This is a genomic window from Pseudoxanthomonas sp. SORGH_AS_0997 (assembly GCF_031453535.1).
Lineage (GTDB): Bacteria > Pseudomonadota > Gammaproteobacteria > Xanthomonadales > Xanthomonadaceae > Pseudoxanthomonas_A > Pseudoxanthomonas_A winnipegensis.
This window is the reverse complement of sequence record NZ_JAVIZI010000001.1, coordinates 3015191-3030167: the sequence shown is the minus strand read 5'-3', so window position 1 is coordinate 3030167 and position 14977 is coordinate 3015191. Positions and strand designations below refer to the sequence as shown.

Sequence of the window (14977 nt, the reverse complement as noted above, 5' to 3'; positions counted from 1 at the left end):
GCGGGGGGCCGAGATCCTTCGGGCGCCGGCTCCTCCCTGGCCCCCGGCCCCTGACCCCTGACCCCTGCTTTCAAGCCACCAACGGAAACAACCCAAACACCAGCCCCGCCGCCATCAGCACCAGCGAGACCAGCACCGCCCACTTGAGGGTGAACTTCTGGTGGTCGGCGAACTCCACCTTGGCCAGACCCACCAGCAGATAGGTCGAAGGCACCAGCGGGCTGAGCAGATGCACCGGCTGGCCGGCCAGCGAGGCGCGCGCCATCTCCACCGGCGTGATGCCGTATTCGCCCGCGGCCTGCGACAGGATCGGCAGCACGCCGAAGTAGAAGGCGTCGTTGGACATGAAGAAGGTGAAGGGCATGCTGGCCAGCGCGGTGATCACCGCCAGGTACGGGCCGCAGGCATCGGGGATCACCGCCAGGAAGCTGCGCGACATCGCCTCGACCATGCCGGTGTTGGACAGAATGCCGGTGAAGATGCCGGCGGCGAAGATCAGCGACACCACCGACAGCACGTTGCCGGCGTGGTTGACCAGGCGACGACGCTGCTCGGCCAGGTCCGGGTAGTTGATCACCAGCGCGATGGCGAAGCCGATCATGAACAAGACCGGCATCGGCAGCACGCCCACCACCAGCGCGGCCATCAGCGCGCAGGTCAGGGCGAAGTTGACCCACAGCAGCTTGGGCCGCTTGATGTGCTCGACATCCTCGACCGTGGGCAGGGCGTCGCTGCCGTCCTCGGCCACCGAGGCATCCATCCAGTCCTGGCCCGGCTGCAGCTGGATCACGCCCAGGCGGCGGCGCTCCTGCAGGCCCAGCCACCACGCCAGCGCCAGGATGCTGAGCAGCGCGATCACCATCGCCGGCACCAGCGGCACGAACACATCGGCCGGGTCCACGTGCAGCGCGGTGGCCGCGCGCGCGGTCGGCCCGCCCCACGGGGTGAGGTTCATCACGCCGCTGGCGAGCATGGTCACGCAGGTCATGCGCAGGGCGTTCATGCCCAGCCGGTGGTACAGCGGCAGCATCGCCGAGGCGGTGATCATGTAGGTGGTCGAGCCGTCGCCGTCCAGCGAGATCAGCATCGCCAGGATCGCCGTGCCCATCACGATCTTCAGCGGATCGCCCTTGACCAGGCGCAGGATGCGTCCGACCAGCGGGTCGAACAGCCCCGCATCGATCATCACGCCGAAGTAGAGGATGGCGAACATCAGCATCACGCCGGTCGGCGCGATCTTCTTGATGCCCTCCAGCATCATCTCGTTGATGTCGCCGCCGAAGCCGCCGATCAGCGCGAACACGATCGGCACCGTGATCAGCGCCACCAGCGGCGAGAGCCGCTTGGACATGATCAGGTACATGAAGGCGATGACCATCCCGAAGCCGAGCAGCGTCAGCATCCGCGTTTCCTCAAGGGTTGAAGGCCGCACCGGCGGTGCGGCGGTGGATCAGAAGTCGTACTGGAAGCGTCCGGTGTAGGCCAGGGTGTGGTCCAGCGTGGTGCCGGTGCGGTGGTCGCGGTTGCGGCTGTCGATCGCGTCGAACATCACCCGCAGGTTGGGCTGGAAGTACCAGTTGGCGCCCAGCGTCACCGCCCGCATCGAGGCATCGATCGTGTCGGCCATGCCGTCGGGATGCTGCCGGCCCCACATGCGGTCGTAGCGCAGCGCCAATTCCAGCGCGCCGGTGCGGTGGCGCATGGCCTTGATGCGCGAGAAGCGCCCGGTCTTGCGGTCGTAGCCGCGCGACTCGCCGGTGACGAACCAGCTGACGAAGCCGTAGGCGGCCTGCACCTGCGCCTGTTGCGCGCCGTCGTCCAGCACCGCGCCGCTGTATTCGCCCTGCCAGGACAGCGGGCCGTGGACCTCGGCGTATTCCAGCGACCACTTGTCCACGTCGGTGTCGCGGCCGGCGTCGAAGCGCGCCAGGGTCAGGCGGCTGTTGTCGGCCAGGTCGTTGGCCGGGCGTGGCCGCAGCACCAGCGCCGCGGCCCGGCGCGTGCCCGGATGGTCGTAGGCCTCGTGCGCCAGCGACAGGCCCAGGTGCCGCAGGGTGCTGCCCGCATCCAGCGGCAGCCAGGTCGCGCGTCCGCCGATCGCGGCGCCCTTGGTCGCGCTGTTGTCGATGCTCTCCAGACTGTAGGCGCTCGCCGCCCAGGTGCCATGCGGCAGGGTGGCCTGCCACGACACCGCCTTGCGATAGATCGGCGCCAGCGTGCTGGGGCCCATGCCGCGCTCCAGGAACGCGCCGTAGTTGGAGCCGGTGCGATCGTCCAGGCTGAAGTACTGCTTGAACTGGCCCACCGTCAGCGTGCCGGCGTCGAACGCTTTGGCGATGTACACATCGCGCGCGACGATGCCGGCGCTGCCCGGTGCATCCTGCAGGCCGGCCAGATCGACCTCGGCCTTGTAGGTGAAGCCGTAGAAGCGCCCGGAGACATCCAGCCAGACCCGGCGGAACTGGGTGTCGTTGCGGTTGGGCACGCCGCGCTCGTCGTTGTCGAACACGGCGAAGTCCCAGTGCAGGCGGCCGCCCAGCTCTGCAGTGATCGGGCGTGTGTCCTCGTCCGCGGCCAAGGCCGGTGCGGCGACGCAGGCGCCCAGGACCGCGGCCAGCGCGGCGATGGTGTTGGTGGTGGTGGACACGGACCCTCCCAGGTTCGGACCGGTCGCCGCGGATCGAGCCCGGGCGCCGAGGTTGCGAGGCAGGCTAGGGGCCGCAAGCTGTCATGGTCCTGTCGCTGCGGCGCAGCAAAGGTGGGATGGACGCGGCCGCGCGCAGATGGAATCCTGCGGCGCCCCATGCCGTGCTGGCCGTGCCGATGCGCCTGCTGCTGGTCGAAGACAACGAGGACCTGGCCGACGCCATCGTGCGACGCATGCGGCGCAGCGGTCATGCGGTGGACTGGCAGCGCGACGGCCTGGGCGCGGCCAGCGTGCTGCGCTACCAGGCCTTCGACCTGGTGGTGCTGGACATCGGCCTGCCGCGCATGGACGGCCTGACCGTGCTGGGCGAGCTGCGCGAGCGCGGCGACGCCACGCCGGTGCTGATGCTCACCGCGCGCGATGGCATTGAGGATCGCGTGCACGCGCTGGACGTGGGCGCCGACGATTACCTGGCCAAGCCGTTCGACTTCCGCGAGTTCGAGGCGCGCTGTCGGGTGCTGCTGCGGCGCAGCCGCGGCCAGGCCACCGCCGCGGTGCAGGTGGGCACGCTGGTGTTCGACGCCGCCGCGCACACGGTGCACGTCGATGGCGTGGCGCTGGAGCTGCCCAACCGCGAGTTCCGCCTGCTGGAGATCCTGCTGGGCCGGCTGGAGCAGGTGGTGAGCAAGGACGAGATCGCCAAGGGCCTGTTCGGCTTCGACGACGAGGCCGGGCCCAACGCCATCGAGCTGTACATCGGCCGCCTGCGCCGCAAGCTGGGCGAACACGGCCCGCTGCGCATCACCACCGTGCGCGGCGTGGGTTACAAGGCCGAGGCCGCCGCGCCGTGAGCCGCGCCGCGCCTTCGCTGCGGCGCACGCTGCTGCTCTACCTGGGCGCGCTGTCGGCGCTGGCCATCGCCGTGCTGTTCTTCGCCGCACGCGCCTATGGCAACCGCGCGGCCAACCAGTCCTACGACCACCTGCTGGTGTCCTCGGCGCTGTCGATCCTGGACAGCGTCGCCCTGGCCGATGGCCAGTGGCAGGTGGATCTGCCGTACGCGGCACTGGACATGCTGTCGATGGCGCCGGAGGACCGCGTTTTCTACCGCGTGCTCGACGGCAGCGGCCGCACCATCACCGGCTATGGCGACCTGCCGATGCCGCGCCGGCCGCCGCGCGATGGGCAGCCGGTGCTGTTCGACACGCGCTACAGCGGCGAGCCGGTGCGCGTGGCGGCGGTGGCGCGGCGCATCACCACGCCGGCGGCCCAGGCGCAGGTGCTGGTGGAGGTGGGCCACACCCGCCGCGCGCGCGAGGCGCTGGCCGGCGAGCTGGTGCTGCGCGCGCTGGCCGCGCTGGCGCTGCTCTCGCTGCTCAGCGCCGCGCTGGTCTGGCTGGGCGTGCAGCGCGCGCTGCGGCCGCTGGCGCGGCTGGAGGGCGACCTGTCGCGGCGCGAGCCCTCCGACCTGCGCCCGCTGCCCGAGGGCGCGCCGCAGGAGATGCAGCAGATGGTCGGTGCGCTCAACCGCTTCATGCAGCGCCTGCAGGCCAGCAACGAGAACCTGCGCGCCTTCATGGCCGAGGCCGCGCACCAGATGCGCACGCCGCTGGCCGCGCTGCGCGCGCAGGCGCAGCTGGGCCTGGACGAGGACGATCCGGCCGACATGCGCCGCAGCCTGGTCGCGGTGGAGCGCAACGCGACCCACATGAGCCGCCTGCTCAACCAGCTGCTCAGCGATGCCAGCGTGCTGCACCGCTCCAACCTGCAGGACTTCACGCGCTGCGACCTGGCCGAGGCGCTGCGCCAGGCCTTGCACGACGCGCTGCCGGCGGTCGGCCCGCAGCCGGTCCTGGTGCTGGAGATGGACCCGGCGCCAGCGTACGTGCGCGGCGATGCGCTGCTGCTGCGCGAGGCCCTGAAGAACCTGATCGACAACGCGCTCAAGCACGGCGGTGCGCAAGGGCCGCTGGAGATCGCGCTGCGCGTGGAGCCGGCGCAGTGCGTGGTGACCATCGCCGACCACGGGCCGGGCATCCCGGCGGCCGAGGCCAACACCGTGTTTGCGCGCTTCGCCCGCGGCGCGCAGGCCGCCCAGGGCGGCGCCGGCCTGGGCCTGGCCATCGTCAAGCGCGTGGCCGACAGCCATGGCGCACACATCGACCTGTCCAACCGGCCCGAGGGCGGGCTGGTGGTGACGCTGCGCCTGCCGAGGATCGCCTGATGCGCCCGATGCGTCTGTTCGCCGCGCTGCTGCTGCTGTGCGTGGTGCCCCTGGCCTGGGCGCAGTCGGACAAGGCGCGCCGCTTCCCCGCGCCCTCCGGCAAGGCCGGGGCGCAGCTGCGCGTGCAGGGCTCGACCGATCTGCCGGTGTTCGCCAGCGTCATCGCCGACTACCAGCGCCTGCATCCGGACGTCGAGGTGCTGTACGAGGAGGTGGTCTCCTGGGAGATGTACGCGCGCTATCTGCGCGCCCCGAACGACGCGCACGGCCCGGACCTGATGATCAGCGCCAGCATGGACCTGCAGACCAAGCTGGCCAACGACGGCCATGCGCTGGCCTATCGCTCGCCGCAGACCGAGACGCTGCCCGACTGGGCGCAGTGGCGGCACGAGGTGTTCGCGGTCAGCACCGAGCCGGTGGCCATCGTCTACAACACGCGCCTGCTCAAGCCGGCCCAAGTGCCGCGCACGCGCCGCCAGCTGCTGGACCTGCTGCGCGATCCGGACGCGCCGCTGCGCGGCCGGGTGGGCACCTACGACATCGCGCGCAGCGGCGTGGGCTATCTGTTTGCGACCCAAGACGCGCAGCGCGGCAGCGTGTCCACCGCGCTGCTGGCCGCGCTGGGCCGCAACGCGGTGCAGCTGGAGGAGCGCACCGGCCCGTTGCTGGACCGGGTCGCGCGCGGCCAGCTGCTGCTGGCCTACAACGTGCTGGGCTCATACGCGCAGGCGCGCATCGACGCCGGCGCACCGCTGGGTCTGGTGCAGCCGGAGGACTACACGCTGCTGGCGCTGCGCACCGCGGTGATCCCGCGCACGGCGCAGCACCCCGCGCAGGCGCAGTCCTTCCTGGACTATCTGCTCTCGCCGCGCGGCCAGCGCGTGCTGACCGAGCAGGCGCGCCTGGGCTCGGTCCTGCCGGCCGGCGAGGCGCTGCGGCCGATCGCGCTGGGGCCGGGCCTGCTGGTGTACTTGGATACGCTCAAACGCCGCCAGTTCCTGGAGAACTGGCACGCGCTGGTCCAGCCGCAGGCGCCTTGAGGCCGATGGCGCGCCGCAGCGGATGCGCGGGGCATGAACGGAACCGTTCCGGGCCCGGCAAGTACGACATCGTCCCGACATCTTCTGCCAGAAAATGGTCACCGATGGGCCTGGGCTCGCCAGCGGATTCACGCCGCGCCGGCCTATGCAGCGCCGGCGGCAACTGCCGGCGAGGCCTGGCCGCCTAGGACCTTAGACCATGCATGTGCGCTTGATTCCTCTCCTGCTGGCGGTGCCCGCCCTCGGCACGCTGGCGGTCTTGCCCGCCAGGGCCCAGGACGCGACCGTCACCCAGCCGACCAGCGATAACGAACAGGTGATCGGCATGGCCGCCCAGCTCGAGTCGCGTTATCCGGGCGGCGGCGGCAGTCGCTTCGCGCCCATGCCGGTGTTCTCGCTGCAGCACGGCGTGCTGTTCGCCGATCAGGAACACGGCGCCGGCCTGCAGTTCCAACTCGGGCCGGTGTTCACCCTGTCGCAGTCGGTGGCCTACGACTTCGGCCGCGTGGATCACGACAGCCGCTGGCGCTCCGGCAGCACGCGCCTGGCCGGCATGGGCCAGGTGCCCGACGCCTTCACCTCGCACACCATGCTGGAGGCGCAGTTCACGCCCTGGCTGTCGGTCAGCGCCGAGGCCGAGCGCACCTTGCGCCAGTCCGCGCCGCGCACCCAGTTCCACCTGGGCACCGAGCTGGGGCTGTTCCAGACCGCGCACGACGGCATGGCCGTGGACGTAGATGCCTGGTGGGGCGATGCGCATTACAACCAGGCCTGGTTCGGCGTGACGCAGGCCCAGGCCGCGCGCTCGGACTTCGCGCCGTTCCAGGCCGATGCCGGGCTGTACGCCGGTGCGCTGGGCCTGGGCTGGGAGCACAAGTTCGACACGCACTGGACCTCCACGACCCAGCTCACCTCCACGCGCTACGGGGGCCAGGTGCAGGGCAGCCCGCTGCTGGTGCGCCGCACCGAGCCCGGCGCGGTCTGGGCGATCACCTATACCTACTGAGCGCGGTTACGAGCGCTTGCTGCGCGTCGGCGCCGGCACCAGGGCCACATCGTGGTCCACGCCGATGTCGTCAGGCGAACCCAGCCAGGCGCGGATCTGCATGTCGTCCACCTCGCGGTCCAGGTCCAGGCTCATCTCGATGCGGCCGGAAGGATCGGGCAGCGCCCAGTGCTGGGCCAGCACCTTGCCCTGCGCATCCATGGCCTCGATCCAGAACGCGTGGCTGGGCCGGTGCGAGGTGGTCAGCGTGACCTGGTAGTGGCCGGGCGCGGTCTGGCGCAGCGCCGAGCCGACCATCACCGGCTGGCGCGGCTCCAGCCGCGCGCCGGCCATGCGCTGCAGCGGCGCGTCCACGCGCACGCCGTGCGCCAGCTCGCCGCTGCGGTACAGCCGCGCATCGCGGGCGTTGTTGATCAACAGCGCGCACCAGCCGCTGTCGGGCGAGTCGTTGTCGAAGGCGGTGCAGCGGTCGACATAGGCCAGCGTGTTCTCCGGGCTGGCCTTGCGGAAGCGGCGCGGCGTGTCTTCCAGGGTGATGTTCTTCAGGTTCCAGCTGCTGTCGTAATCCAGCAGCACGGGCGGGCGCAGCTCCTGGACGCCGACGACCAGGCGATCGTCGTCCACGCGCAGCGTGCGCGTCTGCCGCCCGGTCCACAGCTGGTTGGCGTAGGCCAGATAGCGGCGATAGTCGCGGCCGTCGGCCTGCGCGAAGGCGGCGCTGGCGCTGGGCTTGGCGTGCGGGTCGAGCAGCGAGCGGCCGAAGCCGATCGCGCCCAGCGCCGGATCCAGCAGCGACAGCAGCGTGGCGCCGGAATCCAGCGTGCTGCCGCCGCGCGTGTCCACCTGCCTGGGCGCGATGCCCGGGCCCAGCATCAGCAGCAGGTTCTCGCGGTGCAGCGTGCGCAGCGTGTCGGCCAGCTCGTTGGGCAGGGCCAGGTGATCGGAGGCGACCACCACCACCGTGTTGTCGGCCCAGCGGCTGCTGCGGATCCTGGCGACCAGCTCGCCGATCAATCGGTCCGAACAGGCGATCGCCTCGCGCATGCTCACCGCGTCCTGGCCCTGGCGCTGACACGCCACCGGCAGGTGCCCGGCCGGATGATGGGTGTCCATGGTCAGCGTGGTCAGCATGAAGGGCCGGCCCGCGCGCGAGAGCGCCTGGAACCTGTCCCACACCTGATCCAGCAGCACGTCGTCATGCACGCCCCAGGCCGAGAAGTGGCGGCGATCGATGCCCTGGCGCTCGAACCAGGCCAGATCGCGCACATCGTCGTAGCCATGGCTGGCCAGGAAGCTGCCCTTGCCCGCGAACGCGCCATCGGCACCGCCGATGAAATCGTTGCGGTAGCCCTGCGTGCGCAGATAGTCGCCCAGGCACTGCGCCTCGGGCAGGAAGCTGTGCATGCGGCCGAAGCTGTTCTCATCGCCCGGCGCGGCGGTCAGCGGCACGCCGCACTGCGAGGACACCATGCCGGCGATGGTCCAGCCGCCGCCGTCGGCCGAGGTCACGTTTCGGAAGTCCAGCCCTTCGCTGGCCAGCTGCTGCAGGTGCGGCGTGATCGACCCGAAGGCCTTCCGATCGAAGTAGGTGCGCTCCAGGCTCTCGCCATAGATCCACACGATGTTCTTGCGCGTGGGCAGCGGTGCGCGCGGGACGCGGTACTCGTCGGCCACCACGCTGCCATCGACCGGCTGACCGAGGCGATACAGGCGCATGCCATCGCGCGGCAGCGGACTGGCGGTGACGGCGATCGCGGCAGCGGCGAGGAAGGCGGCGGACGTGGCGCGCGCATGGCCGGGCAGGCGCCAGCGCCGCACGCGCGCCAGACCCAGCGGCAGCAGCGAGGCCAGCAGCAACGCGACATAGGCGGCGATGTCGCCGGCGAAATCCGAGACGCCCGCGCCTTCCATCCCGGCCCTGAGGTGATACAGCGTGGCCGCGTTGAGGCCATCGCCGCTGAGGCGGTCGATGAACCACCACGTGCTCAGCAGCACGCCCAGGAGCGAGAGCACGAACGCCTTCCACACTCGCCCGCGGCCGGACATCAACAACAGACAGGCCATCGCCAGCAGGGCAAGGGTCAGGACGAACGAGGACATGCGTTGGGTGTCTTTCCGTACAAGCGACATCCCGAAACTAGCCACGAATTTCTCGGGTCGACAAGCGATGCATGAACGTTGCATGACAAGCGCAGTCCATCGCGATGATCGCGCTGGCGACGCTTCATGGATTCTTTACATCGGCCTCAACGACGCGAAGCGTTACTGCATCAAGTGGGAACAACTTCGATGTGGTGAAAATTTGTCCAAGGGATGCCTGCGCATGTCCGGCGCGTTTTACGAATCCACAACAAACCGCACTCGCGGGTCCGGCCACATGGCGAATCCGACATCTGCGCGCGGCGCCGGCCTGAGCGCCGCCCGCCCGCGGTGTCCTAGACTGTGCGGATGACGCCACCGACCCTGCTCGTCGCCGACGACCACCCGCTGTTCCGCGCCGCGGTCCTGCACGCGCTGGCTTCGCGCTTCCCGGGCGTGTCCACCGTCGAGGCCTCCAGCGTCTCCACCCTGGGCGTGGCCCTGGAGCAGCATCCGGACGTGGCCCTGGTGCTGCTGGACCTGGCCATGCCCGGCGCGCGCGGCCTGTCGGCGCTGGCGCTGCTGCGCGGCGAGCGCCCCGAGCTGCCGGTGGTGGTGATCTCCTCCAACGACGATCCGCGCGTGATCCGCCGCGCCCAGCAGTTCGGTGCGGCCGGCTTCATCCCCAAGTCCTCGCAGGTGGAAACCATCGGCGAGGCGGTGGCCACGGTGCTCGAGGGCGGCACCTGGTTCCCGCCGCTGACCGCCGCGCGCTCGGAGGCCGACGCCCAGCTGGCCGCGCGCCTGGCGCAGCTGACGCCGCAGCAGTTCCGCGTGCTGATGCTGGTGGCCGAGGGCCTGCTCAACAAGCAGATCGCCGCCGCGCTGGGGCTGGCCGAGAACACGGTCAAGATCCACGTCGGCGCCGTGCTGTCCAAGCTCGGCTGCCGCTCGCGCACCCAGGCCGCCGTCATGGCGCGCTCCCTCGAGCTGGACGACGTCCCCAGCCCCGACGACGCCTTGTAGGGCCTTGGTGGGAGCAACTGTGTCCTCAAATCTCGCAGCATCCTGCCTGTAGAGCGGAGCTTGCTCCGCTGGGGCCTTCCCTACGAACCGAACGAAGCGCAGCGGAGCAAGCTCCGCTCTACAGAGGGTGCCGCCCTTGTGGCCTTTTCGGCCAATGGCAGCGATGAGGCTCTCCCGGGAAAGCTTGATCATCCCCTGCGACAAGACCACGCCTCAGCCTCAGCGCAGCCTCCCACTCGCCATCAGGCGCTGGGTCAGCACCGCACGCAGCGCGGCCGGCGTGATCGGCCGCGCGAGAAAGCCGTGGCCGTGCTCGAGCGCTTCGGCGCGCTCGCCCGGCGCGCCGATCAGCACCAGCGGCGGCACCGGCTCCAGCGCAGCCACGGCCGCCGCACCGCGCCCGTCCCGCCAGCGCAGATCCATCAGCACCAGGTCGGGCGGTGCCTCCTGGCCGGCCAGCGCCTCCAGCGCCTGCGGCGCGCTGCCGCCGGCGACCTGACAGCCCCAGCTGCGCAGCAGCGCCATCAGCGCCTCGCAGGCCTGCGCATCGGCATCCAGGCACCACACCCGCGTGCCCTGCAGCGGCTGCGCGGCCAGCGCGCCCGGCACCGGCGCACGCGGGGCCGCCGCCGCCGGAGGGGTCGCCGCCGCCAACGGCACGGTGATGGCGAACACACTGCCGCGTCCGGGCCAGGAGCGCAGCGACAGCGGATGCTCCAGCAGCCGCGCGGTGCGCTCGACGATCGACAGGCCCAGCCCGGCGCTGCGGCGGTCGTGGCGCAGGCCGTTGTCCAGCCGCGCGAACTCCTCGAAGATCGCCGCGTGCTTGTTCTCCGGAATGCCCACGCCGGTGTCCCACACTTCCACGCGCACCGCACCGGGCACGCGGCGGCAGCCCAGCAGCACCTTGCCGTGCGGGGTGTAGTGCAGCGCGTTGGACAGCAGGTTCTGCAGCACCCGGCGCAGCAGGGTCGGGTCGGTGCGCACCCGCGCGCGGGTGCCGACCGTGTGCAGGACCAGGCCCTGTGCCTGGGCCAGGATGCCGAACTGCTCGGCCAACCCGGCCAGCAGCGGGCCCAGCGCCACGTCCTCCAGCTTGGGCTGCAGCACGCCGGCCTCCAGCCGCGACACTTCCAGCATCGAGGCCAGCAGGTCGTCCTGCGCGGCCAGCGCGGTCTGCGCGCGCTGCATGAGGTCGCGCTCCTCCTCGCCGTGCAGCTTGCCGCGCAGCGCGCCCAGGAACATGCGCGCGGCGTTGAGCGGCTGCAGCAGGTCGTGCACGGCCGAGGCGACGAAGCGCGCCTTGTAGCGGTTGGCGTTCTCCGCCAGCGCGGTGGCCGCGCGCAGATCGGCCGTGCTCTCCTCCACGCGCCGCTCCAGCGTGCTGGCCAGCGTGCGCAGGTCGCGCGCGGCGGCCACGTAGGTGGTGATGTCGGCGAAGCTGGTGACGAAGCCGCCGTCGGGCATCGGATTGCCGCGGATCTCCAGCACGCGACCGTTGGGCAGCTCGCGCTCGTGCATGTGCGCCCCGCCGCTGCGCAGATGGTCCAGGCGGCGCTGGATCGCCTCCTCGACCTGGCCCGGCCCCAGCCAGCCCTTGCGCGCGTTGTGGCGGAAGAAGTCCTCGATCGGCCGGCCCACCTGCATCATCTCGGCCGGGAACTGGAACATCTCCTGGTAACGGCTGTTCCAGGCGATCAGGCGCAGCTGCGCATCGACCACGCTCACGCCCTGCGGCAGGTGTTCCAGGCTGGACTGGCCCGAGGCCGCCGCGCGCGCGGCATCCACCAGCCCGTCCTGGGCTGAACGCAGCGCCTCGGCGTGGTGGGCGACCATGCGTTCGAGTTCCTCGCGGCTGCGACGGCGGTGCTCGGCCAGGCGCACGCGCTGGCGCACGAACAGCCCCAGCAGGATCAGCGGCAGCCAGCACGCCACCGCCACCGCGACCGCGCTCCAGGCCGCGGCGACGCTGCGATCGCGGCGCAGCGCGTGCAGGGTCCAGGCGGGCCCGTCCAGCGGCAGCGACTTCCACAGCCACAGCCCGCGTGCGCTGGGGTTGCGCAGCTGCACGCGGCGGTCGCCGCCGGGCAGGGTATCCACCACCTGCAGGCCGGCCAGATGCAGCGGCTGGCCCGCGTACTGGCGCGTGGCGTTCAGGTCTTCGTTGTCGCGCTCGGTCAGCGGGCGCAGCTCGCTGTAGCGCCAGCGCGGCTGGCTGGCCAGGAACACGATGTCATGGCTGTCGCTGAGCAACAGCAGGTCGCGGCTGTCGCGCCACTCGGTCTCCAGCGCGTCCAGGGTGATCTTCACCGCGATCACGCCGAGCCGGCGCCCGTGCGCATCGCGGATCGCCTCGGAGATGAAGTAGCCGGCCACGCCGGTGGTGACGCCGATGCCGTAGAAGGTGCCGGTGCCGTCGCGCATCGCGTTGCGGAAATACGGGCGGAAGGCGTAGTCCTGGCCGACGTTGCTGCTGGGGTCGTCCCAGTTGCTGGCCGCCACGGCGATGCCGTCGCGGTCGATCAGGGTCAGCGTGGACACGTGCGTGGCGCCGTTGGCCACCACCAGCTTGCGGTTGAGCGCGGCCACATCGCGCGCCTGCTGCGGCTGCTGCAGGGCCGCGCGCAGCTCCGGATCCAGCGCCAGCACGGTGGGCATCACCCGGTAGCGCTCGATCAGCCGCTGCAGCGACTGCGCGCGCAGGTGCAGCTGGTCGGCCAGCGCCCGCTGCTCGCTCTCCAGCGCGGCCTTGCGCGCCAGCACCGCCGCGCCGATGGCGGTGGAAGCGATCGCCACGGCCAGCAGCGACCAGCCGGCGATCCGGATCAGGCGTGGAGAGAGGCGGGGCACGGCTGAGGCATGGAAACGAACGCGCAGGGCACGAGCGCGGCATGGTCGCACACGGCGAGCATGCCGCGACGCAGGCGCCGACGCCGCGATTAGGGCGAACCAAGCGAAAGAGCGCGCCGCTCCTGTACGCCAAGAGCAAATGGAAAGCGGAGCCTGGGCGCGCGCACTCCTCCGGCATGTGCGAGAGACCCGCAGAGCGCAAGACCGGCCCCCTCCCTTTCGCCGCAGGCGAAGGGGAGGGCTGGGGAGGGGTTGCTTTTGCTTCGCCTCTCCAGCCACCGCGCAAAAAAGCGACCCCCTCCCAATCTCCCCCTGCCCGTGCCGCGGGCAAGGGGAGGGGCGCAAAGCGCGGCGGAGCGCGAGCGTCGCCTCCCGGCCTCCTCCGTCGCATGCGAAGCGCCAGCAGCTCGCAGAAACGGTCGCTTCCTTTCGCCGAAGGCGAAGGGGAGCTCGAAGTCGCGGCTAGCGACTGAGGGGAGGGGTCGCTTTTGCTTCGCTTCTCCGCCAACGCGCAAGAAGCAACCCCCTACCAGCCTCCCCCTGCCCGCGTTGCGGGCGAGGGGAGGGGCGCAAAGCGTCGCGGCCTGCCGCGGAAACGCCGCCAAAGGCCTGTTAACGACGCTTAGTACCAATGTGCTAATGCCCGCCGCCGCGGCAGGGGCTACCGTGCGCCTCGTTCCGTGGGTCGTACCGTCCGCCCGCGCCTCTCTCCTCAGGAGTCCACCGACCATGCACATTCCCAGCGCCGGCGTGGCGCCGTCCAAGCCGCTCCCGTTCTACCGGCACCTGTACTTCCAGGTGATCGTGGCCATCATCATCGGCGTGCTGGTCGGCTACTTCGACCCCAAGCTGGGCGAGGCGCTCAAGCCGCTGGGCGATGCCTTCGTCAAGCTGGTGAAGATGATCATCGGCCCGGTGATCTTCCTGACCATCGTCACCGGCATCGCCGGCATGACCCATCTGCGCAGCGTGGGTCGGGTCTTCGGCAAGGCGATGATCTACTTCCTGTTCTTCTCCACCCTGGCGCTGATCGTGGGCATGGTGGTCGCCCACGTCGTGCAGCCGGGTGCGGGCATGAACGTCAACGTCGCCGATCTGGACCACACCAAGGTCGATCAGTACGTCAACGCGACCCACGACATGACGGTCACCGGCTTCTTGATGGACATCATCCCCAAGACGCTGATCAGCCCGTTCGTGGGCGACAACATCCTGCAGGTGCTGTTCGTGGCCGTGCTGTTCGGCATCGCGCTGGCGATGACCGGCGAACGCGGCCGGCCCATCGTCGATTTCCTCAACGCGCTGGTCACCCCGGTGTTCCGCCTGGTGCACATCCTGATGAAGGCCGCCCCGATCGGCGCCTTCGGCGCGATCGCCTTCACCATCGGCAAGTACGGCCTGGCGGTGCTGGCCAACCTGGCCTGGCTGGTGGGCAGCTTCTACATCACCTCGCTGCTGTTCGTGCTGGTGATTCTTGGCATCGTCTGCCGGCTGTGCGGCTTCTCGGTCCTCAAGCTGATCCGTTACCTCAAGGCCGAACTGCTGCTGGTGCTGGGCACCTCCTCCTCCGAGTCGGCGCTGCCCTCGCTGATGGAGAAGATGGAGCAGGCCGGCTGCAAGAAGTCGGTGGTGGGCCTGGTCGTGCCGACCGGCTACTCGTTCAACCTGGACGGCACCAACATCTACATGACCCTGGCCGCGCTGTTCATCGCCCAGGCGACGAACACCGAGCTGACCCTGGGCCACCAGATCACCCTGCTGCTGGTGGCGATGCTCAGCTCCAAGGGCGCGGCCGGCGTCACCGGCGCAGGCTTCATCACCCTGGCCGCCACGCTGTCGGTGGTCCCGGAGGTGCCGGTAGCCGGCATGGCGCTGATCCTGGGCGTAGACCGCTTCATGTCCGAATGCCGCTCGCTGACCAACTTCACCGGCAACGCGGTGGCCACCATCGTGGTCTCGCGCTGGGAGAACGCGCTGGACCGCGACAAGCTCAACGCGGCCCTGGACGGCAAGCTGGAGTCCGATCCGGACCGCCTGCCGATCACCGCGTAAGGCCCTGCCGGGCCAGATGCCTCAAGAGGCCGGGCCCACAAGCCCGGCCTCTT

Annotated in this window: 10 protein-coding genes; 6 read left to right on the top strand and 4 right to left on the bottom strand. The window is 70.6% G+C overall.

Annotation, left to right across the window (positions count from 1 at the left end; all coding sequences use genetic code 11):
- Window positions 1-70: 70 nt before the first annotated feature.
- On the bottom strand, window positions 71-1402 hold the full coding sequence (locus QE438_RS13275) for a CitMHS family transporter (RefSeq protein ID WP_306995007.1): 1332 nt from the start codon (window positions 1400-1402) through the stop codon (window positions 71-73).
- A gap of 48 nt (window positions 1403-1450) precedes the next feature.
- The gene (locus QE438_RS13270; protein ID WP_306995009.1) at window positions 1451-2647 is read right to left on the bottom strand and encodes a porin; all 1197 of its coding nucleotides are present in this window, start codon (window positions 2645-2647) and stop codon (window positions 1451-1453) included.
- Between the two features lie 176 nt (window positions 2648-2823).
- Here QE438_RS13270 and QE438_RS13265 point away from each other — a divergent pair, with 176 nt between their 5' ends.
- From QE438_RS13265 to QE438_RS13250, 4 genes are all read left to right on the top strand, one after another.
- On the top strand, window positions 2824-3498 hold the full coding sequence (locus QE438_RS13265; RefSeq protein ID WP_130561757.1) for a response regulator transcription factor: 675 nt from the start codon (window positions 2824-2826) through the stop codon (window positions 3496-3498).
- On the top strand, window positions 3495-4871 hold the full coding sequence (locus QE438_RS13260) for a sensor histidine kinase (protein ID WP_307184125.1): 1377 nt from the start codon (window positions 3495-3497) through the stop codon (window positions 4869-4871). The genes QE438_RS13265 and QE438_RS13260 overlap by 4 nt, the downstream gene beginning before the upstream one ends.
- A gap of 8 nt (window positions 4872-4879) precedes the next feature.
- The gene (locus QE438_RS13255) at window positions 4880-5911 is read left to right on the top strand and encodes an ABC transporter substrate-binding protein (RefSeq protein ID WP_306996311.1); all 1032 of its coding nucleotides are present in this window, start codon (window positions 4880-4882) and stop codon (window positions 5909-5911) included.
- Window positions 5912-6122: 211 nt separating this feature from the next.
- A complete protein-coding gene (locus tag QE438_RS13250) occupies window positions 6123-6917 on the top strand; it encodes a MipA/OmpV family protein (protein ID WP_307184126.1) in 795 nt (264 codons plus the stop codon).
- A gap of 6 nt (window positions 6918-6923) precedes the next feature.
- Here the strand turns inward: QE438_RS13250 and QE438_RS13245 are convergent, their stop codons facing one another.
- Window positions 6924-9017 carry a phosphoglycerol transferase I gene (locus QE438_RS13245; protein ID WP_306995013.1) on the bottom strand — a complete coding sequence of 698 codons (2094 nt, stop codon included), beginning with the start codon at window positions 9015-9017 and terminating at the stop codon, window positions 6924-6926.
- A 348-nt stretch (window positions 9018-9365) separates the two neighbouring features.
- Here QE438_RS13245 and QE438_RS13240 point away from each other — a divergent pair, with 348 nt between their 5' ends.
- Entirely contained in the window at window positions 9366-10022 is a 657-nt protein-coding gene (locus QE438_RS13240) for a response regulator transcription factor (protein ID WP_130521567.1), read from the top strand.
- A gap of 219 nt (window positions 10023-10241) precedes the next feature.
- Here QE438_RS13240 and QE438_RS13235 read toward each other — a convergent pair whose 3' ends face one another.
- A complete protein-coding gene (locus tag QE438_RS13235) occupies window positions 10242-12872 on the bottom strand; it encodes a PAS-domain containing protein (protein ID WP_306995015.1) in 2631 nt (876 codons plus the stop codon).
- A 729-nt stretch (window positions 12873-13601) separates the two neighbouring features.
- Between QE438_RS13235 and QE438_RS13230 the strand changes: the two genes are divergently transcribed.
- Complete coding sequence (locus QE438_RS13230; RefSeq protein WP_130521572.1) at window positions 13602-14924, top strand: dicarboxylate/amino acid:cation symporter; 1323 nt, start codon at window positions 13602-13604, stop codon at window positions 14922-14924.
- Window positions 14925-14977: the final 53 nt, after the last annotated feature.

What these genes read in the sequence shown, in the direction of transcription:
- QE438_RS13275 (WP_306995007.1), bottom strand. Translation starts at nt 1,402, where the DNA reads ATGCTGACGCTGCTCGGCTTCGGGATGGTCATCGCCTTCATGTACCTG.
- QE438_RS13265 (WP_130561757.1), top strand. Translation starts at nt 2,824, where the DNA reads ATGCGCCTGCTGCTGGTCGAAGACAACGAGGACCTGGCCGACGCCATC.
- QE438_RS13255 (WP_306996311.1), top strand. Translation starts at nt 4,880, where the DNA reads ATGCGTCTGTTCGCCGCGCTGCTGCTGCTGTGCGTGGTGCCCCTGGCC.
- QE438_RS13245 (WP_306995013.1), bottom strand. Translation starts at nt 9,017, where the DNA reads ATGTCCTCGTTCGTCCTGACCCTTGCCCTGCTGGCGATGGCCTGTCTG.
- QE438_RS13240 (WP_130521567.1), top strand. Translation starts at nt 9,366, where the DNA reads ATGACGCCACCGACCCTGCTCGTCGCCGACGACCACCCGCTGTTCCGC.
- QE438_RS13230 (WP_130521572.1), top strand. Translation starts at nt 13,602, where the DNA reads ATGCACATTCCCAGCGCCGGCGTGGCGCCGTCCAAGCCGCTCCCGTTC.